At 66.2% G+C, this 19,594-nt stretch carries 19 protein-coding genes; 5 read left to right on the forward strand and 14 right to left on the reverse strand.

All coding sequences use genetic code 11. The features are described from left to right. Window positions 1–180: 180 nt before the first annotated feature. From IFT58_RS03560 to IFT58_RS03610, 11 genes are all read right to left on the reverse strand, one after another. The gene (locus IFT58_RS03560) at window positions 181–873 is read right to left on the reverse strand and encodes an MOSC domain-containing protein (protein ID WP_192093924.1); all 693 of its coding nucleotides are present in this window, start codon (window positions 871–873) and stop codon (window positions 181–183) included. 5 nt (window positions 874–878) lie between these two features. Further along, the gene (locus IFT58_RS03565) at window positions 879–1,589 is read right to left on the reverse strand and encodes a FadR/GntR family transcriptional regulator (protein WP_192081429.1); all 711 of its coding nucleotides are present in this window, start codon (window positions 1,587–1,589) and stop codon (window positions 879–881) included. 227 nt (window positions 1,590–1,816) lie between these two features. Further along, on the reverse strand, window positions 1,817–3,658 hold the full coding sequence (locus IFT58_RS03570; protein WP_192093925.1) for an NPCBM/NEW2 domain-containing protein: 1,842 nt from the start codon (window positions 3,656–3,658) through the stop codon (window positions 1,817–1,819). A gap of 10 nt (window positions 3,659–3,668) precedes the next feature. Then, entirely contained in the window at window positions 3,669–5,231 is a 1,563-nt protein-coding gene (locus IFT58_RS03575) for a sodium/sugar symporter (RefSeq protein ID WP_192093926.1), read from the reverse strand. A gap of 75 nt (window positions 5,232–5,306) precedes the next feature. Continuing rightward, window positions 5,307–6,188, reverse strand: coding sequence for a 2-dehydro-3-deoxygalactonokinase (locus IFT58_RS03580; RefSeq protein WP_192093927.1), 882 nt, complete (start codon window positions 6,186–6,188; stop codon window positions 5,307–5,309). Beyond that, window positions 6,185–7,093, reverse strand: a complete 909-nt coding sequence (locus IFT58_RS03585) for an SMP-30/gluconolactonase/LRE family protein (RefSeq protein WP_192093928.1) — start codon at window positions 7,091–7,093, stop codon at window positions 6,185–6,187. Before IFT58_RS03585 ends, IFT58_RS03580 begins: the two co-directional genes overlap by 4 nt. Window positions 7,094–7,095: 2 nt before the next feature. Beyond that, window positions 7,096–8,244 (reverse strand): galactonate dehydratase, encoded by a 1,149-nt coding sequence (dgoD, locus tag IFT58_RS03590; protein WP_192093929.1) that lies wholly within the window; start codon window positions 8,242–8,244, stop codon window positions 7,096–7,098. Further along, the gene (locus IFT58_RS03595) at window positions 8,241–8,891 is read right to left on the reverse strand and encodes a 2-dehydro-3-deoxy-6-phosphogalactonate aldolase (RefSeq protein WP_343237827.1); all 651 of its coding nucleotides are present in this window, start codon (window positions 8,889–8,891) and stop codon (window positions 8,241–8,243) included. Before IFT58_RS03595 ends, dgoD begins: the two co-directional genes overlap by 4 nt. Next, window positions 8,863–9,630 carry an SDR family oxidoreductase gene (locus IFT58_RS03600; protein ID WP_192093931.1) on the reverse strand — a complete coding sequence of 256 codons (768 nt, stop codon included), beginning with the start codon at window positions 9,628–9,630 and terminating at the stop codon, window positions 8,863–8,865. The genes IFT58_RS03595 and IFT58_RS03600 overlap by 29 nt, the downstream gene beginning before the upstream one ends. Further along, window positions 9,627–10,634, reverse strand: coding sequence for an aldose epimerase family protein (locus IFT58_RS03605; RefSeq protein WP_192093932.1), 1,008 nt, complete (start codon window positions 10,632–10,634; stop codon window positions 9,627–9,629). Before IFT58_RS03605 ends, IFT58_RS03600 begins: the two co-directional genes overlap by 4 nt. A 129-nt stretch (window positions 10,635–10,763) precedes the next feature. Continuing rightward, on the reverse strand, window positions 10,764–11,771 hold the full coding sequence (locus IFT58_RS03610) for a LacI family DNA-binding transcriptional regulator (protein WP_192093933.1): 1,008 nt from the start codon (window positions 11,769–11,771) through the stop codon (window positions 10,764–10,766). Window positions 11,772–11,866: 95 nt separating this feature from the next. Between IFT58_RS03610 and IFT58_RS03615 the strand changes: the two genes are divergently transcribed. From IFT58_RS03615 to IFT58_RS03635, 5 genes are read left to right on the forward strand one after another with little or no spacing between them, the layout of a single operon-like run. Beyond that, window positions 11,867–12,919, forward strand: coding sequence for a sugar phosphate isomerase/epimerase family protein (locus IFT58_RS03615; protein WP_192093934.1), 1,053 nt, complete (start codon window positions 11,867–11,869; stop codon window positions 12,917–12,919). 27 nt (window positions 12,920–12,946) lie between these two features. Continuing rightward, the gene (locus IFT58_RS03620; protein WP_192093935.1) at window positions 12,947–14,164 is read left to right on the forward strand and encodes a nucleoside permease; all 1,218 of its coding nucleotides are present in this window, start codon (window positions 12,947–12,949) and stop codon (window positions 14,162–14,164) included. Between the two features lie 12 nt (window positions 14,165–14,176). Beyond that, window positions 14,177–15,301 carry a Gfo/Idh/MocA family oxidoreductase gene (locus IFT58_RS03625; RefSeq protein ID WP_192093936.1) on the forward strand — a complete coding sequence of 375 codons (1,125 nt, stop codon included), beginning with the start codon at window positions 14,177–14,179 and terminating at the stop codon, window positions 15,299–15,301. A 19-nt stretch (window positions 15,302–15,320) separates the two neighbouring features. Beyond that, window positions 15,321–16,187: a sugar phosphate isomerase/epimerase gene (locus tag IFT58_RS03630; protein ID WP_192093937.1), complete on the forward strand. Its 867-nt coding sequence runs from the start codon at window positions 15,321–15,323 to the stop codon at window positions 16,185–16,187. Between the two features lie 18 nt (window positions 16,188–16,205). Then, window positions 16,206–16,502: a cytochrome c gene (locus IFT58_RS03635; protein WP_188326456.1), complete on the forward strand. Its 297-nt coding sequence runs from the start codon at window positions 16,206–16,208 to the stop codon at window positions 16,500–16,502. Window positions 16,503–16,530: 28 nt separating this feature from the next. Here the strand turns inward: IFT58_RS03635 and IFT58_RS03640 are convergent, their stop codons facing one another. From IFT58_RS03640 to IFT58_RS03650, 3 genes are read right to left on the reverse strand one after another with little or no spacing between them, the layout of a single operon-like run. After that, a complete protein-coding gene (locus tag IFT58_RS03640; RefSeq protein ID WP_192093938.1) occupies window positions 16,531–17,274 on the reverse strand; it encodes a DUF1080 domain-containing protein in 744 nt (247 codons plus the stop codon). Window positions 17,275–17,318: 44 nt separating this feature from the next. Further along, on the reverse strand, window positions 17,319–17,894 hold the full coding sequence (locus tag IFT58_RS03645) for a gluconate 2-dehydrogenase subunit 3 family protein (RefSeq protein ID WP_192093939.1): 576 nt from the start codon (window positions 17,892–17,894) through the stop codon (window positions 17,319–17,321). Beyond that, the gene (locus IFT58_RS03650; RefSeq protein ID WP_188326453.1) at window positions 17,894–19,579 is read right to left on the reverse strand and encodes a GMC family oxidoreductase; all 1,686 of its coding nucleotides are present in this window, start codon (window positions 19,577–19,579) and stop codon (window positions 17,894–17,896) included. Before IFT58_RS03650 ends, IFT58_RS03645 begins: the two co-directional genes overlap by 1 nt. Window positions 19,580–19,594 lie beyond the last annotated feature (15 nt).

A 19,594-nucleotide genomic window follows, 5' to 3' on the forward strand; every position in this document is an offset into this window, starting at 1 on the left:
CACCTAAAGTGCCAGATCTCGAAGAAATAAGAGCCGACTTCAGTCGGCTGGCTTCACCTCGGACGGCAGCCGACTGAAGTCGGCTCTACCAGGCGGCTAGGTTCACCGCGTACGGCAGCCGACTGAAGTCGGCTCTACCAGGCGGCTCTTGCGGGCGGCGACGCGCGTGGCGGGTCGCCGTCATGCGTCGGCAGGGCCCTGCAGCCGGGATTGCCAGGATTCCACTTCGTTACGCTGCAGCCGGTTCAACAACAGTTTCTTCCACGATGCGGTCAGCGGCAGTTGGCTGGCTTCTTCCAGCAGCTCACGTTCCAGCGTGCGATCGAACAAGACGGTCACCAGTCGGCTGAGCGGCCAATCAGCGCACGGCCGTTCCACAACGGTCAGCGTGTCGCCTGGCGACACCGTACCGCCTTCCAGCACGCGGTAGTACCAGCCGGTGCGTCCGCTCGACTGCATCGTCCGTGCCATGTCCGCATACCCGAATCGATCGTTGAGTTTCCAGCATGGCTGGCGACCCTGCGACACCTGCAGCGTGGCCGTTCCGACCCGGATCACATCGGCGATATGGATGTGCGCTTCGGTCCATCCGCTGCTGGAGAAGTTCTCGCCGAAGGCACCAGCGGCGCCCAACAGTGCATGCGGGTGGTCCGCGCGCCAGAACGCGTAATGATCGAAAGGATAGTGATGGATGGCCTTGTCCGGCCCACCGTGTACGCGCAGGTCACCCTGCTCATCGCCTTCAATGCCCTCTGCGTGGATGTGTACCGGATGATCGACCGGCGACTTGGCAATCGCGCTGCGGCTGCCCGGTCGCGTGTACGGCAGCGCGCGTCCGGTGTGGATGCTGCTCAGCAGGACGGGCGCAGGCATGGCACTCATGGCGTAGGCCTCGCGCCCTCGCGCAGGTTGCGGCGCGAATCGGCGATCATTTCCAGCATGGCCTGCCGGGCGTCTTCCGGCTGCTGGTCGGCAATGGCCTGCAGCACACGTGCGTGCCGGGGCAACGAGTACTTGAAGTCCGCGTCGGCCTTCTGCGCAGACAGCAGGAGGTAACTCCCGAGTGCGGTTTCAATCACGCTGAACAACGGGCGCAGCAACGCGTTGGCGGTGGCATCCAGCACGGCATGGTGGAACCGGAGATCTGCGGCCGCCCACGCCTCCATGTCCACGGCCGCTGCCATCGACGCATAGGCCTGCTGGATACGCTCGAGCTGCGCGGGTGTGCGGCGCTGGGCGGCCAGTGCGGCAGCGGCAGGCTCGATCAGTTCGCGCATCTCTGCCAGCTGTTCGACAAACTCCAGGTCCGGCAGGGCCGCGCCGTGCCAGGCCAGCACGTCCGGGTCCAGCAGGTTCCAGTGGGTGGCGTCGCGGACCCGGGTGCCGATTTTCTGCTTTGTTTCGATCAACCCCTTGGAGCCCAGCACGCGCAGCGACTCACGCAGCGCGGTACGGCTGACCTGCAGCTGTTCTGCAAGCAGCTCCTCGCGTGGCAGCACCTCGCCGGGCTTGTACGTACCGGCGATGATCAGCTTGCCCAGTTCGTGCACGATCTGCCCGTGCAGGCTACGGCTCGACGTCGCCATCATGTCCGGTCCTGTGCGGGAAACATCGGGATTTCCATGTAGTCAGTGTAGCGCCGGGACGTGCGCGGCGGATGCCGTTACCGTCTGCGCGAAAAGCCGCCGAGCGTGGCTCGGCGCTACCAGGCGCATCGTTGCGGTCTGCGCGGAAAGCCGCCGAGCGTGGCTCGGCGCTACCAGGCGCATCGTTGCGGTCTGCGCGAGAAGCCGCCGAGCATGGCGCAGCGGTGCCTTCAGCGCAGCCTGCCATCGGCCCAGACCACGACCGGGGTGGTGCCCTTCGCGCTTCCTGCATCCGCTACCAGTTCCAGCACCTGCACGCCGGTGGTGTCGACCTCGATGCGGGCCGGCGCGTCGCCACGCCCCAGCGGTGCGCTGGTGAACAGCGGCTTGCCGTCGCCGTATACATGGAACACGACCTTGCCCTTCCCCGCTGCGGAGCTGTCATCCAGGCCCACCAGCGCGCTGAAACGCGCGTACTCCCGCGCGGTACGCACTTCCAGCCGCGAGTTGGCATGGATGCCGATACCACGCGCCTGCACCTGGCCGCCGATGCGCAGCGGCTGTCCCGCCGGCGTCACGTCGACCCGCGGCGTACCAGACACCTCGGCCGGCTTGGCGCTGTAGCCGTCCAGCCCGTCCACGGCGACGTGGATGCGCCCGGTGATCTCGCCCAGGCTGATGTCGCTGCCCGTGGCCGGCGTGCCGCTGACCTTGAGCAGCACCGACCCGTGCGGTGGCAGGGTGAACCCGAGCCGGCCGTCGGCCGCCGGTATCTCCTGCTGCTGCCACAGGTCACGTGCGCGCAGCGGGCTGTCCGCGTTGAGCAGCATCTGCGCCGCAGTCACGCCGGCCCGGACTTCTTTTTCGCCCCGGTTGACCAGCAGCACGGCCCGATCGCCGCGCGCTGCCAAGGGCTTCACCAGCACCTGCACGGCCCCCTCCGTCGCCACGATACGGCCCTGGTTGCCGGCCGCATCCTGGTTCACCGCGATCACCTCCGGGTTGGACAGCAGGGCAATCTGCGCGGGCGTGGCATGGTTGAGGTCGAACCCCACCAGCAGCGGCGCGGCGAGGATCGTCCACATCGAAAAATGCGTCCGCGCCTCGGTCATGTGCTCGGCAGCGAACTCGCCCAATCCCACGGCGAGCATGTCCGGATCATTCCAGCGGCCGGGGCCGGCATAGAGCTCGCGGCGCGATGCCGTGTCGAAGTTGTGCAGCATGCTTTCCCAGGTCGGCTCGATGTCCGGGCTGGTGCGCCACAGGTTGCCATGCCGCCCGCCCCACGTGCCCACGTTGGCTTCGCCCCACGGGCAGATGGAGAAGACAAAGTCGTTGTCCGGATTGGCCTCGGCCAGCAGGCGTCCGACGCGCGCATACATCGTTTCCACCTTGTCCGCATCACTCTGCTGCGCATCGCGACGCACGATCAGCGGGCGGGCCTCGCGGTACAGCCCACTGGCCTGCGCCCTGCTGCCTTGGCCATAGTCAGCCAGTCCGCAGGCATCGACCTTGATGTAATCGAATCCCCATTCGCCAAACATGGTGGCCAGGTCGCTCGCCTCGAACCCTTCCAAGCCGATCTCGCGCTGCGCGGTGGTCCCCACCGGCAGGTTCGGGCTGTGCGCATCGTGTGCCTGCGAACAGACGTTGCGGCCCACGTCGGTGTACAGCCCCGCCTTGAACCCCATGGCATGCAGGTGGTCCGTCCACGGCTTCAGGCTGGGCGGTCCGCTTTTGCTGGCCGCCATCGGGAACATCGTGGTGCGGATCTGGATGCCGCCGTCTTCGCGCCGCTGCAACCACCAACCGTCATCGATATTGACGTAGCGGTAGCCCGCCTTCTGCATGCCATTGCGCTTGATGGTCTCGGCGACGGACAGGATCTTGTCCTGGGTGACTTCCGTGCGGAATGCATTCCATGGGTTCCAGCCCATCGGCGGCGTGGCCGCGGCACCGTGGCCATATACGCTGAAGCGGCCGGTCGGTTGCAGTTCCTCGCGCGCCTCGGCCGCCGTGCAGAACAGGGGGACAAAGGCCAATGCAGCGGCCAGCAGGGTCTTCGTGATCATGGCTCTCTCCTCACCAGAACAGGGCGTACAGGGCCACCAGGATCGCAACGACCGCGATGGCACCCACGTTGAAGGACGAACTCGTGGCGTAGACCACATCATCGGTGCGGACCACGTCCTTGGCCGGTGCGGCAGGCGTGGCCAGCGAAACGCCCACCGCGAGCGCAAGCGCCAGCAGGAACACCAGGCCGACCCGGTCGATGAAAGGCAGTGCAGGCCAGGCCAGCTTCAGCACCACCGACAGGACGAACGAGCCGATGGCAGCGGCAAGTGCGCCGGCCTCGTTGGCGCGCTTCCAGAACAGGCCCAACAGGAAGATCACCACGATGCCCGGGGTGAAGAAGCCGGTGTATTCCTGGATGTACTGGAACGCCTGGTCGAAGCTGCCGAGCAGCGGCTTGGCCGCCAGGATGCCCAACACCACGGTGACCGCCGCGGCGATGCGTCCCACCCGCACCAACTGCGTCTCGTCGTGCTGGCGCTTGCCCTTGGCGTAGAAATCCAAGGTGAAGATGGTGGCCACCGAATTGATCTTCGACGCCAGCGACGCCACGATCGCGGCGACCAGCGCGGCAAAGACCAGCCCGAGGATGCCGGTCGGCAGCAGGCGCATCATGGTCGGGTAGGCCTGGTCGGGCGTCTCCAGCCCCGGCGCCAGCATCACCGCGGCGATGCCCGGCACCACCACGATCAGCGGCATCAGCAGCTTCAGGAACGCAGCAAACAGCACGCCCTTCTGCGCTTCGCCGATGTTCTTGGCTGCCAGCGCGCGCTGGATGATGTACTGGTTGAATCCCCAGTAGCTGAGATTCATGATCCACAACCCGCCGATCAGCACGCTGATGCCCGGCAGGTCCTTGTAGAACGGGTTGTCCTTGCTCAGGATCATCTCGAAATGACCCGGATGCGCCTGCCACAGGCGGGTGATGCCCGCGACGATGCCCGCCCCTTCGCCCAGCTGGTTGAGTGTCAGCCCGGTCACCAGCAGACCGCCCAGCACCAGCAGCGACACCTGCACGATGTCGGTCAGGGCGACCGCCTTCAGGCCACCGTACAGTTGGTACAGCAAGGCGAACACACCGATCAGCACCACGGCCAGCATCTGGTCCATGCCGGTGACCTGGCTGACCGCGATCGCGCCCAGCCACAGGATGGAGGTGACGTTGACGAACACGTACAGGCCCAGCCAGAACACCGCCATCAGCGTACGGATGCGGCTGCCGTAACGTTGCTCAAGGAACTGCGGCATGGTGTAGATGCCGTTGCGCAGGAACACCGGCAGGAACCATTTGCCCACGATCAGCAGGGTCAGCGCCGCCATCCATTCGTACGAGGCGATGGCCAGGCCGATGGCATAACCGGAGCCGGACATGCCGATGATCTGTTCGGCGGAAATGTTGGCCGCGATCAAGGAGGCACCGACCGCCCACCACGGCAGCGAGCGACTGGCCAGGAAGTAATCCTTGGCGTCCTTCACGTGGCCTGCTTTCTCACGGGATACCCACTGCGCCAGCACGAAAACACCGGCGAGGTAGACCAGTACGATGGTGGTATCAAGCACCGAAAGTTGCATGTCCTGCTTCCTTGTTGCGGGTGCCGGCGGATCACCGGGCGGTGGGAGATGAAACGAGGCGAAGGTGCGCCAGCGCTATATCGGCAGGCCACGTGCATGCGCGAGCAGGTGCATGCCCCGCGCTGCGCTTTCTTCAGCGTGGAGTGCAGCCTGCAAGCCGCGCAGCTTCAGCGCCGTCAGATAGCGCGCAGCCAGGTCGTCGGAGGCGATCACCTGCACCGTGCCGTCCGAAGCGGACAGCGACTGCACTTCATGCCCGATCAGCAGGCCGGACAGATAACTGGTCAACTGCTCGGGTGCGAGCTGATCGAACAATGCGCGCGTTCGCACACTGAACAGGTGATGCAGCAGCGCATCGCCGCGCGACGCCATGGACATCCCGTCGGCGAATGCAGCGTCATCGTGCGGCGCATCGACCATCATCCGGCCCAGCAGACTGTGTTGGCGCAGCACGGCAAACACCTCGCCCGTCATGAAGGTACTGAAGCCTTCGATGCGGCCGTCCACTATCCGCACGTGCTTGCTGTGCGTACCGGGCAGAAGCACGTGATGCGAGCCCGAGCCAAGCGTCGGCAGCAGGCCGCACAGCTGGGCCTCTTCGCCACGCATCACATCAGGCACCTGATGCGCATCGAAACAGCTCACACCCGGCACCAGCCACAGCGCGCGGCCCGGCATGGCGTCGCCGTCAAGTAGCCGCATGCCGGCAGCGATGTCCTGCAGACCCACGGGGGCCTGCACGTAGGGCACTTCCTGCCAGCCCTGCCGGCTGCCGACCATGCCGGCGAGCACCACCAGGGCGTCGTCCCAGCCGTCGATCAGCTGCCCCAGCACGTCAGCGAAGCGGCCACCCACGTGCAGCAGGCCCTGATCGGTCCGGCGCGTTTCACGCACGCGGCCATCGCTCTCCACGCGAAAGGCACGCAGGCTGCTGCTGCCCCAGTCAACGGCGATCATGCGTCCGCGAACCGGCTATCGGGCAGACCGCGCACGCCCTGCAGGCGGCTGGCGAATACGCCGCCACTGCCGGGTTCCGCTTCCAGTTGCGCAGCGTCCAATCCATCGCGTGCCGAGGTGATGAACAAGGTGTCCAGCGCATCACCGGCGAACGCCACGCAGGTCGGCTGCCTGGCGGGCACGTCTACCGTGTGCGCTACGGCGCCGGCAGCGGAGTAACACACCACCTGCCCTGCCCCCCACTGCGCACCCCATACCCGGCCCTGCGCGTCAACCGCCGCACCGTCCGGCTCGGCACCGTCGACCACGGCAAAGAGCTGTGGTGCACCGACGGTGGCGGTATCGGCGTCGTAGCGCACCTGCATGATCCGTCCCTGCAGCGAATCGCAGTAGTACATGCCGTTGCCATCGGGTGTGAAGCCGATGCCGTTGGCGATCGTCACCGGATCCAGCGCCAGCTGACGCAGGCCATGCCGCCGCGAGTACTGATGGAAGTACGCCGTACGTGCCTGCTCCGCGCCCTCGTTGATGCACCCGAACACGAAGTTGCCACTGCGGTCCAGGCGCCCATCGTTGATGCGCATGTCCGCTGCGGGCATCGGCACGTCGCAGATCCACTCGCACGTCAATTCGCTGCCGGCGGCGCACTCGCGCGGGTCAGCCAGGTACAGCGCGTCTTCCATGCCCAGCAACAGGCGTCCGGACCCACACAGCGCCAGGCAACCCACCCGCCCAGGCGTGGACCACCATGTACCGGCAGCCGCATCCGGCCCTTGCCGCCAGATCCGGCGACCTTTGATATCGGTCCACCACAACACCCGCTCGCGCGCGCACCAGACGATGCTCTCTCCCAAGGTGCAGCCGCTGTCGAACGCCAGCACGGCATCCGGGGCCCGCATCGACATGCTTACCATTCGGCAACACTCCCGTCTTCGTGGCGCCACAGCGGGTTGCGCCAGTCACCCGCCGTCCGCGCGCGTTCGATCACCACGTCTTCGTCGATGTCCACGCCCAGTCCCGGCTGGGTAAAGGGCAGGATGGAGCCTTCGTGCATGGTGAAGGCGTCCTTGTTCTTTACATAGTCCAGCAGCTCGCCGTCGGCGTTGTAATGGATGCCGATGCTCTGCTCCTGCAGCACGGCATTCCAGCTGGCGAAGTCCACGTGCAGGCACGCGGCCAGCGCAACCGGACCCAAGGGGCAATGCGGCGCCAGCGCGACATCATGGGCCTCGGCCATGGCGGCGATCTTCATGCACTCGGTGATGCCGCCCGCATGCGACAGATCCGGCTGCACGATGGACAGGCCACCGGCAGCGAAGACGCTCTTGAACTCGGTGCGCGAGAACATGCGTTCACCGGCGGCCAGCGGGATGGCCGTCTGCTCGGCAAGGCGCGGGTAGTACTCCGCCTGCTCCGCCAGTACGGGCTCTTCGATGAACAACGGCCGGTACGGTTCGAGCTCACGGATCAGCGTCTTGGCCACCGGCCAGCCGACGCGGCCATGGAAATCCAGGCCGAACTCGATCGTCTGACCGAATGCTTCGCGGATCTCGGCGACTTTGGCCACGGCGGCATCGATGGTGCGGCTGGGTGCCAGCAGTGGCATCTCCTCGCAGGCATTGAGCTTGAAGGTGTCGTAGCCCAGTGCAACGCGTGCGCGGATCTGCGCGATGATGTCCGCCGGGCGGTCACCGCCCACCCAGCAATAGGTCTTCATGCGGTCGCGCACCAGACCGCCAAGCAACTGGTACACCGGCACGCCAAGCGTCTTGCCCTTGATGTCCCACAAGGCCTGGTCGATGCCGGCCAATGCACTCATGAACACCGCGCCGCCCCGGTAGAAGCCGCCGCGGTACAGCACCTGCCAGTGGTCGTTGATGCGCGCCGGGTCCTTGCCGATCAGATGCTCCCCGAGCTCCTGCACCGCGGCCTCCACCGTGCGCGCGCGGCCCTCGATGACCGGCTCGCCCCAGCCGACCACGCCTTCGTCGGTCTCGATCTTCAGGAACATCCAGCGCGGCGCGACGCGATATGTCGTCAGGCGGGTGATCTTCATGGCGTGGCACTCCGCAGGGCGGCGACGAAGGCGCCCGCATGACGCGCCGTGGTGGCGGCATCCTGGCCGGGGCGATACAGCTCGCCGCCCAGCCCCGCCCCCGCACATCCGGCCTGCAGGAAGGCCGCGAGATTGTCCGGGCCGATGCCCCCGACCGCATAGAGCGGTACGTCAGGTGGCAGCACCGCCTTCAGCGCACGCACATAGCCGGGGCCGAAATGCGCTGCAGGAAACAGCTTCAATCGCTGCGCCCCCGCGTTGATCGCCGCGAACGCCTCGCTGGCGGTGGCGAAACCGGCGGCCACGTCCAGCCCGTGCGCACGGGCATGCGCGATCACCACGGGGTCCGTATTCGGGGTGACCATCAACCGTGCACCCGTGGCGGCCAATCGATCCACGTCTGCGGTCGTCAGTACGGTACCCGCGCCCACCTCGGCGTCGCCGCGCGCCTCTTCCAGTGCCAGCTGCACACTGCTCAGCCAGTCCGGCGAATTGGTGGGGATTTCAATCTGCGCGATGCCTGCATCGATCAACGCGCGCACATGCATGCGGATCTCCGCAGGCGTGATGCCACGCAGGATCGCAATAAGCGGAAGAGAAGGAAGGCTCATGGGGGGCTCAGTAGTAGAGTTGGCTGCGGCCGCCATCGATCAGGATGTCGGCCGCGTTGATGAAACGGGCTTCGTCGCTGGCCAGGAACAACGCGGTCTGCGCGACTTCGGACGGTTCACCGATGCGCTTGGGCGGCAGCAGCGCTTCCTGTTCCTGCCGCGCCTGCGCCGGGTCCGGCTGCGCGTCGAACCAGCGCTCGATGCGATCCACCAGGATCAGGCCAGGCGAAATGGAGTTGAAACGGATGCCCTTGGCCGCGTATTCCAGGCCGAGTGCCTTGGTCATGCCGATCAACGCATGCTTGGCCACGTTGTACGGGAAGGCCCCCTGGATGATGCGATGGCCATGCACCGACGCGATGTTGACCACCGATCCCGCGCCCTGCTGCAGCATGTGCGGCACGACCGCGCGGGCGAAGTTCCAATGTCCACCCAGGTTCACGTCCAGGTTGCGCTGCCAGGTCTGCGCGGACAGTTCCAGCGGCGGTGAGAAGACATCCATGCCGGCATTGCTGACCAGCACGTCGACACGACCCAAGGCCTGCGCCACGTGCTCGACGAACGCGCTGACCGCGTCGGCATCGGTGACATCACCTTGCTGGAACAGCGCGAACGCGGGGTCGCCCTGCGGCGGCGCGCCCAGGTCATAGCCGGCCACCAGCGCGCCGTGCGCATGGAACAGCGTGGCGATGGCGTGGCCGATCCCATTGGCGGCACCGGTGACGATGGCCACCTTGCCGTGCAGCCGCCCCGTTGGTTCAGGTGGTGCGTTCATTGCGTGTCCTTGCTGAAGCGGTAGACGATGCGATTACGGTAGACCTCACCTGGGCGCAGCACGATGGAAGGAAACTCCGGATGGTTCATCGCGTCGGGGAAGCCCTGTGGCTCCAGGCAGATCGCACCGCGTGCGCGGTACGGACGGCCGGAGCGTCCCTGCAGACTGCCATCAAGGAAGTTGCCGGTGTACACCTGCAGGCCGGGTTGATCGCTCCAGACGTGCAGCACGCGGCCAGAAGACGGTTCATGCAGACGCGCGGCCAAGCGCAGGGCGCCCGGCACCTGCGTGTCCAGGATCCAGTAATGATCGAAGCCCGCGGCCCGCTGCAGCTGCGCGTCGTCGCGGTCGGACAGCCCGTCACCGAGCGCACGTTCGTCGCGGAAATCAAACGCACTGCCAGTGACGTCCAGGCGTCTGCCGGTAGGGGTCAGATCCGGCCGCAGCTCCAGGAACGACGACGCCGGCAGCGTGAGCCGATGAGCGTCCACGGTGCCCGCCCCTTCGCCGGCGAGGTTCCAGAACGGGTGAGGGGTGAGGCTGACCGCCGTCGCACGGCCGCAGGTCGCGGTGTACTCCACGTGCAATGCGTCCGTGTCATCCAACGTGTATTCGACGGTGATCCGCAGTTCACCGGGAAAGCCCTGGTCACCATCGGGGCTGATCAGCTGAAGGCGGGCACGGTCGGTCTGCACGTCCAGCCATTGCCACGGCCGCGTATCGAAGCCTGCCGGACCGCCGTGAAGGCACGTGCGGCCATCCACCGATGCCAGCGTGTGCTGCTGGCCGTCCAGATCGAAGCAAGCGCCGCTGATGCGCCCCGCCACCCGGCCTATGCTGCTGCCCAGAAATGACCTGCTCTCGCGGCGGGCGGTCGCATCCAGATGTCCCAGCACCACGTCTGCCAGATGGCCACCGCGGTCGGGCACGCGCATCGCCGCGAGCGCTGCGCCGTGCTGCGCAATCTCTGCCTGCAGGCCATGTACGTTGCTCAACACCACCATGGACAACTACACCTCGCGCTGGGGTCAAGGGCTTGTAGGCCCTGCGCTGAGGATAAAAACAAATAATACTACAATTGAAAAGTTGCACTGCAGCATGGGGCTTCAAGGTGGAGGCTGCAGCCTCGTTCCTCAGCCGTTCTTTGGCGCAGCCGTCGAGCCCCGAACCATCAGACTGAAATCCAGCGTCTGCTGCAGCGGCTCCTCCACCCCATCGATGATGGCGAGCAACAGGCCGACCGCGCGCACACCGATCTCGCGCATGGGTTGCCTGATGGTCGTCAGCGCCGGCGTGAGGTAACGCGACGACGCCAGGTCGTCGAAGCCGACGATGGACACGTCTTCCGGCACACGGATGCCCTTGTCCCGGCAGGCCGCCAGGGCGCCGAGCGCCATCTGGTCGCTGAAGCAGAAGATCGCGGTCGGCACCGAAGCGCGGGCCAACAGCGCCATCGCCGCGGCATGGCCGGACTCCACTGAAAAATCGCCCGGCACCCTGCTCAGGCTGCGCAGGCGTCCGCGTGCCCTGCCGGCCGCCTCCACCCCCTCCAGCCGCTGCCGGTGCAGCGGATTGTCGGGCGGGCCGCCGACCACGGCGATGTGCTCGTGTCCCAGCCCGTACAGGTGTTCCATCACGGCGCGCGCAGCGGCCACGTTGTCGATGTGCACGCTGGGGATGCCCAACGCAGGGTCGAACTCGCATCCATTGACCACCGGCGCGGCGGCGCCCAACTGCTGGACGATCGCCTCCGCTGTCGGCGGAAGGCGATGCCCCAACACGATCAGCCCGTCAGCCTCGTTGCGCCGGAGCATCTGCGCATAGCGCTCTTCGCGGTCGGGCTTATCCTGGGTATCGCCCAGCAGCACGGCGTAGCCGACGGCCTGCGCCGCGTCCTCCGCACCCTGCAGGATCTGGGCGAAGAACGGATTGGCGATGTCCGGCACGGTGACCAGGATCTTGCCGCTGCGCTGCGTCTTCAGCGTGCGGGCCACCGTGTTGGGGACATAGCCCAGCGCGGCGGCGGCCTGCTCGATGCGGGTACGCGTGGCCGGCAGGACTTTTTCCGGCCGGGAAAGCGCGCGCGACACCGTGCCAGCAGACACACCGACGTGCTTTGCGATGTCGTAGATCGTGGCCATTGCGTCAGTTCATGGTTCCGCTGTGCAGCGCACAACAGCTCTTGGAGGAGGCCCTGCTAGGATAATGCAATCGATTGCATCGAGGGCGAATCCGCTTGAAAACGCTCAAGGGTCCCGCGCTGTTCCTGGCGCAATTCATCGGTGAAACACCTCCCTTTGATCGGCTGGATACGCTGGCCAAGTGGGCCGCAGGCTTGGGCTATTCTGGCCTGCAAGTGCCCACCGGCGATCCGCGCCTGTTCGATCTGGCCGAGGCCGCGCGCAGCCAGACGTACTGCGACGACATCGCTGGCACGCTGGCCGCACAGGGCGTGCAGATCACCGAACTGTCCACCCATCTGCAAGGGCAACTGGTCGCCGTCCATCCCGCCTACGACAGCCTGTTCGACGGATTCGCACCGCCCGACAAACGCGGCGATCCCGCCGCCCGCCAGGCCTGGGCAGTCGACCAACTGATGTTGGCCGCCAAGGCCAGCCAGCGGCTGGGTCTGACGGCGCATGCCACGTTCTCCGGCGCACTGGCCTGGCCTTACTTCTATCCCTGGCCGCAGCGTCCGCAAGGGCTGGTGGACGAGGCGTTCGCCGAACTCGGCCGCCGCTGGCGTCCCATCCTGGATACCTTTGATGCCTGCGGCGTGGACCTGTGCTTCGAGATCCATCCGGGCGAGGACCTGCACGATGGCGCCACATTCGAGCGCTTCCTCGACGTGGTGGACCACCATCCCCGCGCAAAGATCCTGTACGACCCCAGCCACCTGCTGCTGCAGCAGATCGACTACCTCGGCTTCATCGATCGCTATCACGCGCGCATCGGCATCTTCCACGTCAAGGACGCGGAGTTCCGTCCCAGTGCGCGCAGTGGGGTGTATGGCGGATACCAGGACTGGATCGATCGACCCGGACGGTTCCGTTCGCTCGGCGACGGCCAGATCGACTTCAAGGCGATCTTCTCGAAGTTCGCCCAATACGATTTCCCGGGCTGGGCGGTGCTGGAGTGGGAGTGCTGCCTGAAGCACCCGGAAGATGGCGCGCGGGAGGGCGCCGCCTTCATCCGCGACCACATCATCCGCGTAACCGAACGTGCTTTTGATGACTTCGCCGACAGCGGCACTGATACGGAATCACTGCACCGCATGCTGGGGATCTGAACCATTACCGCCCTGGGAGGGGTAGCCATGACGCACACCATGTCGCGCTTGGGCGCGATGATGTTCCTGCAGTTCTTCATCTGGGGCGCATGGTTCGTGACCCTGGGCACGTACCTGGTGCAGGGCCCGCTGCAGGCCACTGCAAGCCAGGTGGCGACGGCCTTCCTCAGCCAGTCCATCGGCGCCATCGTGGCCCCCTTCCTGGTCGGCCTGGTCGCCGATCGCTACTTCGCCGCGCAGCGCATCCTCGCGGTGCTGCACCTCGCCGGCGCGGTGCTCATGTGGATGGCATCCACGGCAACGGACTTCGGCACGTTTTCTGCCTGCGTCATGGGCTACATGCTGCTGTTCATGCCCACCTTGGCGCTGGCCAACAGCGTGGCGATGCGGCACATGCAGTCGCCTGAAAAGCAGTTCCCCCTGGTGCGTGTGGCTGGCAGCGTCGGCTGGATCGTAGCGGGCGTGCTGATCGGCTGGCTGGGCTGGGAACAGGCGCATCGGCTTGAGCTGACCTTCCGCATGGCGGCGATGGCCTCGCTGGCGTTGGGGCTGTATGCCTTCACCCTGCCGCACACGCCGCCGCTGGCCCGACAGCGCGACGCCGGGATGGGGCAGATCCTGGGACTGGATTCGCTGCGGCTGCTGAAGTCGCGCTCCTACCTGGTGTTCTTCCTGGCCTCCATCGCCATCTGCATCCCGCTGGCGTTCTACTACAACTTCACCAACCCGTATCTCAACGATCTGGGCGTGCGCGGCGCGGCCGGCCTGCAGTCGCTGGGACAGGTATCCGAAGTCCTGCTGATGCTGGCGATGCCGTTCCTGTTCGTGCGGTTGGGGGTCAAGACGATGCTGGCCGTGGGCATGGCCGCGTGGGTGCTGCGCTATGTCATGTTCGCCTTCGGCGATGCAGGCGGCGGCTTCAGCCTGCTGGTGCTCGGCATCGTATTGCACGGCATCTGCTACGACTTTTTCTTCGTCACCGGCCAGATCTACACCGATGCCCATGCCGGCCCCGCCGCACGCAGCAGCGCGCAGGGATTCATCACCCTCGCCACCTACGGCGTGGGCATGTTGATCGGCACATTCCTGTCCGGCGCGGTGGTCGAGCACTACACCACGGCAGCCGGCCCGGACTGGCAGAAGATCTGGCTGTTCCCGGCAGGCGTCGCACTGATCGTACTGATCGCCTTCCTGCTGCTGTTCCGCGACCGGCCGGTCGGCGCAGCCACACCTTCCACGCCCTGAGGACCCCAGCCGATGCACGCACTCGGAATCGCCATCGTCGGCACCGGCATGATCGGCGCCGTGCACCGTCGCGCGGCCGTGCTGGCCGGGGCCGCGGTCCGCGGTGTCGCCGCCTCTTCCGCGCAGCGCGCGCGTGAGGTGGCGCAGTCGTGGAATGTCCCGCGCGGCTACCGCGATATCGACGAACTGCTCGCCGATCCGCAGGTACAGGTCGTGCACATCTGCACACCCAACCACCTGCACCGCGCCATGGCACAGGCGGCACTGGAAGCCGGCAAGCACGTGATCTGTGAGAAACCGCTGGCCACCACGCTGGAAGACGCCCAGGCCCTGGCGACAATGGCCGCGTCGACCGGGCGGGTCGCGACGGTGCCCTTCGTCTACCGTTATCACCCCGTGGTGCGTGAGGCACGCGAGCGTATCGCGCAGGGCGAACTGGGCCCGCTGCACCTGATCCACGGCAGCTACCTGCAGGACTGGCTGCTGGACCCTGCCAGCAACAACTGGCGCGTGGACCCCGCCCTGGGCGGTGCTTCACGCGTGTTCGCCGACATCGGCTCGCACTGGTGCGACCTGGTGGAATGGGTCGGCGGCGAGCGCTTCGTCGACGTCAGCGCGGCGTTCGCCACCGTGATCGACGAGCGCGGCACGCTCACCGGGCAGAGCTTCAGCACGCCGGCGGCGGGCGGCGCGATGCAGGCGGTCGCGAGCGAGGACGTGGCGGCGGCGATGTTCAGAACCAGCACGGGCACGCTCGCCTCGTTGACGGTCAGCCAGGTCTCGGCGGGACGCCACAACCGCCTCTGGTTCGAGATCGATGGCGCCAGGGCGAGCGTCGCGTTCAACCAGGAGGACGCCGAACGGCTGTGGATCGGCCGGCCTGACCAGCGCGAGGAGCGCTTCGTGCGTGGGCCGGGCGCCGGCAGTGCCGAACAGCGCCGCCTGTCGGTGTTGCCGGCCGGGCATGCGCAGGGCTACGCGACCTGTTTCGAGGCGTTCGTCGCCGACACCTATCGCGCTATCCATGGCGAGCAGCCGCAGGGCCTTCCCACCTTCGAAGACGGCGTGCGCTCGGCACGGATTGTCGACCGCGTCATTGCATCGGCCAGGACACGCGCCTGGACCCCCATCGGTTGAATCCCAAGAGGATGTGTTGATGAACATCGCCGCACGCCGGACTGCCACCCTCGCACTGCTGGTGCTCGCTGCCCTGCCCGCCTTCGCACGCGAAGCGACCGCCCCGCAGAAGCCGATTGCCGTGCAGATGTACACGCTGCGCGACGCGGGCACGCTCGACCAACAGTTGAAGATCGTCCACGACGCGGGCGTGGACGCAGTGGAGACGGTCGGCACGCAGAACGTCAGCGCCGTTGAACTCAAGCAACTGCTGGAAAAATACTCGATAAAGGTCATTTCCTCCCACGTACAGCTGGCCGACCTGCGCAAGGATCTGGACGGCGCGGTCGCCTTCAACCGGTCGGTCGGCAATACCACGCTTGTGGTGCCGTATCTGGACGAGAAGGATCGGCCGACCGATGCGGCCGGCTGGACCGCACTGGGCAAGGAACTTGGCCGCATCTCGACGCGGTTGCGGGCCAAGGGCATGCACTTGGCTTACCACAACCACGACTTCGAACTGGTCGACTTCGATGGCCGCACAGGCCTGGAACTGCTGTTCGCAGCGGCCGGCCCTGATCTGCAGACCGAGCTGGACGTGGCTTGGGTCGCGCGTGCCGGCCATGACCCGGCCGTGATGCTGGCAAAGTTCCAAGGCCGCCTGTTCGCGATACACGCCAAGGACAATGCGCCGAAAGGCCGCGCCGCAGACGAAGGTGGCTTCGCGGCCATGGGCCAGGGCGTGCTGGACTGGCGCGCGATCCTGCCTGCTGCAAAAGCGGCCGGCGTGCAGTGGTACATCGTCGAGCACGACCATCCGCGTGATCCGGCCGCGGTCATCCAGACCGGCGCGGACTACCTGCGCAATCACCTGACCGCCACCCTGCCAGCCAGCGCACCGCGCTAGCACGCCAAGGAGCCCCGTTTGAAAAAGATCCTGAAAATCGCCGTGGTGCTATGGGCGTCGACACTTGCCACCGCGGCGTGGAGCAAGGACGACCCTGCCGCCGGCGCGACGCTCTACGCAACCCACTGCACGGCCTGCCACGGCGCTGACCGCGCGGGCATGCCAGGCGCGTTCCCCGCACTCACCGACGTCGGCAAGCGGCTGCAGCCCGCCGAGATCAAAGAGAAGATCAGCAAAGGCGGCGGCCTGATGCCGCCCTTTTCCCACCTGACACAGCAGGAGATCGACGACATCGCCAGCTATCTGGCGAAGTAGTATCCCGGCGCGGCGCCGCGCTGCGCCGCTACAGTTCGCGCACCCAGATGTTGCGGTAGCTGACCTTGGAATCGTGTTCCTGCAGCGAGATCGGCGCGCAGTCATGCGGCGCGTACGAAGGGGCGCCGATGTATTCGGTCCTGCCCGCCAGCATGGTATCGTCCTGCACCAGCACGCCGTTGTGCAGCACGGTGATGCGCGCAGGTGAGATCAGCCCACCGCCCTGCGAGAAGCGCGGCGCCTTCCAGATGATGTCGTAGGCCTGCCACTCCCCCGGCGCACGCGAGGCGTTCACCAAGGGCATCGCCTGCTTGTAGATCGAGCCGGCCTGGCCGTTGGCATAGGTCGGGTTGTGGTAACTGTCGAGCACCTGCAGTTCGTACAGGTCCTGCAGGAAGATGCCGCTGTTGCCGCGGTTCTGGCCGTCAAAACCTGCGGTCGCGCTGGGCGAGCGCCATTCAACGTGCAGCTGGATATCGCAGAACCGCTGCCGGGTGCGGATGCCCTTGCTGCCCGGCACCACGGTCAGCGCACCGTCGTCGACACGCCACGGCACGCGTCCGCCCTGCTCCGACTCCCACGCGGAAAGGTCCTTGCCATCGAACAGCACGATCGCATCGGAAGGCGCCCTCCCCACGGGCGTGGCCACGGTCGCGGGCACCGGCGTCCACACCTCGGTCCTGGTTGGATCGCGCGCGGGCTCGCCGCCGGCCTGCGCGAACGCAGGCGCCGCCGCGAGCAGCCCGGTAGCCATCAGCAAAGGTCTGATCATCGTAGTTCCCGGAAAGAGACGAGGAAGCGCTTCGTGGCGGGCCATCAGCCGGTTGCCCACGCCGGCGTGCCGGGGAAATAGGGCACGTCGCCGTCGTAGCGACCCGGCACGGCCACATACCGCAGCACCTCGGTCGCGCCGACCTTCGAGGTGAAGAAACCGAAGAGTGTCAATTGCTTGATCATCGTGAAGTAGTGCGGCATTTTTTCGCCCGCTCCGGTCATTCCGGTTTCGTCCACGTCGACAGCGCGTTTCCTGGCCTCCGCATCCAGCGCGCGCAGCAACTCGGTGCGGTCGGGCGCGGTGAGCGCCACGAACTGGCCGCCGGCGCGTTTGTCGATGTCGGCCAGGCCAGCGCGGAACGTCGTCTGCTGCGCGGGGGTGTAGCAGTCGGTGACGAATGTCGCCATGAAGGCACCGGCGCCTGCATCCTTCGCCCCCGGTGTGCGGGTGCGCGGCAGGATGGTTTCAGCGATCTCATCCAGCATGGCGACATCGGCGGCGGAGAAGACGCGCTTCGCTCCGGCGGCAGGCGCCTGCCCATGGACCAGCGCAGGCAGGCCGACCATCGCCGCGCCGGTGGCGGCGACGATCATCTTCAGCAGTTCGCGGCGGTCCATCACAGGTTCCCCGCTTTCAGCTCGCGCACTGCATGGTCAGCTGCCCGTGCGGTCAGCGCCATGTAGGTCAGCGAAGGATTCACGCAGGCACTGGAGGTCATGCAGGCGCCGTCAGTGACATAGACATTGGGCGCATCCCAGACCTGGTTGTGCTGGTTCAGCACGGAGTTGCTGCGGTCACGGCCCATGCGCGCGGTGCCCATTTCGTGGATGCCCTTGCCCGGCGCGTAGTCATGGTCGTGCATCTCCACGTCTTTCACGCCGGCGGCCTCCAGCATCTCGGCAGCATCGGCAGCCATGTCCTTGCGCATGGCCGTTTCGTTCGCGCGCATCGACACGTCCATCGCCAACACGGGCAGCCCCCACTTATCTCGCTTGTCACTGTCCAGGCGGATCGTATTGTCGTGATGGGGCAGCATCTCGCCGAATCCGGTCATGCCGATGCGCCAGTCGCCCGGCTGGGTCAGCGCATCCTTCAGGTCGGCGCCGATGTTCAGCTCGGCGATCTCACGTGACCAGCCGTTGCGGCTGGCGCCGCCCTGGTAACCGAACCCGCGCAGGTAACCGCGCTTGTCCGTGGCCACGTTGCGGAAGCGTGGGATATAGAAGCCGCAAGGACGACGTCCGAAGTAGTACTTGTCATCGTACCCCTCGACGCGGCCGGAAGCCCCGGCACCGAAATGATGGTCCATCACGTTGTGCCCCAGCTCGCCGGACGAAGAGCCCAGCCCGCCTTCCCAGACATCGGTGGCCGAGTTCATCAGCAGCCAGCTGGAGTTGAACGAGGAAGCGTTGAGGAAGATGACGTTGGCCGTGTACTGATAGGTCTGTCCGTTCTCAGCATCGATGATCTCCACGCCACGCGCCCGCTTGCGATCCTTGTCATACAGCACTTCCTTGACGATGGAGAAGGGCCGCAAGGTCAGGTTGCCGGTCTTCATCGCCGCCGGCAACGTCGCCGACTGGGTCGAAAAATAGGCACCGAAGGGGCAGCCCAGGATGCACTTGTTGCGGTACTGGCAGTTGACCCGGCCCTGCTCCACCTTGGGCTGGGTGATGTTGGCGGTGCGCGAGTGGATCATGTGGCGTGTGCCGCCGAATGCCTTTTTGATCCGCGCGGCCACGTCCTTTTCGACGATGTTCAGTGGAATCGGTGGCAGGAACTCGCCATCCGGCAACACGTCCAGCCCTTCGCGCGTGCCGGCGATGCCGGCGAACTTCTCCACGTGGTCGTACCAGGGCGCGATGTCGGCATAGCGGATCGGCCAGTCGGTGGCGATGCCATCCTTGAGGTTCGCCTCGAAATCCAGATCCGACAGGCGATAACTCTGCCGCCCCCACATCAGCGATCGGCCACCCACGTGATAACCACGGAACCAGTCGAATCGCTTGGTCTCGACGTACGGCGAGTCCTTTTCGTCGGCCCACATGCCCTCAAGATTCTCGGCAAGACCGTAGTCGCGCATCAACACCGGAAAGTCGGCCTTCATCGCCTGGGTCGGCCGGTTGCGGTGCGGGAAATCCCACGCCTCCTTCATCGCGTTGACGTAGCCCTTCACGTGCTCGATGTTGCGTCCGCGTTCGAGCATCAGCACCTTGAGTCCTTTCTCGGTCAGTTCCTTTGCTGCCCAACCGCCACTGATTCCGGAGCCGACGACGATCGCGTCGTAATGATTGTCTGCCATGGGGTCTACTTCACC

It is taken from the genome of Stenotrophomonas sp. CFBP 13718, assembly GCF_014842145.1.
GTDB lineage: Bacteria > Pseudomonadota > Gammaproteobacteria > Xanthomonadales > Xanthomonadaceae > Stenotrophomonas.

Excerpts from the sequence above, each read along its gene's own strand:
- IFT58_RS03580 (WP_192093927.1), bottom strand. The coding sequence starts at position 6,188 with ATGATCGCCGTTGACTGGGGCAGCAGCAGCCTGCGTGCCTTTCGCGTG.
- IFT58_RS03610 (WP_192093933.1), bottom strand. The coding sequence starts at position 11,771 with ATGGCCACGATCTACGACATCGCAAAGCACGTCGGTGTGTCTGCTGGC.
- IFT58_RS03565 (WP_192081429.1), bottom strand. The coding sequence starts at position 1,589 with ATGATGGCGACGTCGAGCCGTAGCCTGCACGGGCAGATCGTGCACGAA.
- IFT58_RS03645 (WP_192093939.1), bottom strand. The coding sequence starts at position 17,894 with ATGGACCGCCGCGAACTGCTGAAGATGATCGTCGCCGCCACCGGCGCG.
- dgoD (WP_192093929.1), bottom strand. The coding sequence starts at position 8,244 with ATGAAGATCACCCGCCTGACGACATATCGCGTCGCGCCGCGCTGGATG.
- IFT58_RS03605 (WP_192093932.1), bottom strand. The coding sequence starts at position 10,634 with ATGGTGGTGTTGAGCAACGTACATGGCCTGCAGGCAGAGATTGCGCAG.
- IFT58_RS03575 (WP_192093926.1), bottom strand. The coding sequence starts at position 5,231 with ATGCAACTTTCGGTGCTTGATACCACCATCGTACTGGTCTACCTCGCC.
- IFT58_RS03650 (WP_188326453.1), bottom strand. The coding sequence starts at position 19,579 with ATGGCAGACAATCATTACGACGCGATCGTCGTCGGCTCCGGAATCAGT.
- IFT58_RS03595 (WP_343237827.1), bottom strand. The coding sequence starts at position 8,891 with ATGGCGGCCGCAGCCAACTCTACTACTGAGCCCCCCATGAGCCTTCCT.
- IFT58_RS03570 (WP_192093925.1), bottom strand. The coding sequence starts at position 3,658 with ATGATCACGAAGACCCTGCTGGCCGCTGCATTGGCCTTTGTCCCCCTG.
- IFT58_RS03600 (WP_192093931.1), bottom strand. The coding sequence starts at position 9,630 with ATGAACGCACCACCTGAACCAACGGGGCGGCTGCACGGCAAGGTGGCC.
- IFT58_RS03630 (WP_192093937.1), top strand. The coding sequence starts at position 15,321 with ATGAACATCGCCGCACGCCGGACTGCCACCCTCGCACTGCTGGTGCTC.
- IFT58_RS03560 (WP_192093924.1), bottom strand. The coding sequence starts at position 873 with ATGCCTGCGCCCGTCCTGCTGAGCAGCATCCACACCGGACGCGCGCTG.
- IFT58_RS03640 (WP_192093938.1), bottom strand. The coding sequence starts at position 17,274 with ATGATCAGACCTTTGCTGATGGCTACCGGGCTGCTCGCGGCGGCGCCT.
- IFT58_RS03585 (WP_192093928.1), bottom strand. The coding sequence starts at position 7,093 with ATGTCGATGCGGGCCCCGGATGCCGTGCTGGCGTTCGACAGCGGCTGC.
- IFT58_RS03625 (WP_192093936.1), top strand. The coding sequence starts at position 14,177 with ATGCACGCACTCGGAATCGCCATCGTCGGCACCGGCATGATCGGCGCC.
- IFT58_RS03620 (WP_192093935.1), top strand. The coding sequence starts at position 12,947 with ATGACGCACACCATGTCGCGCTTGGGCGCGATGATGTTCCTGCAGTTC.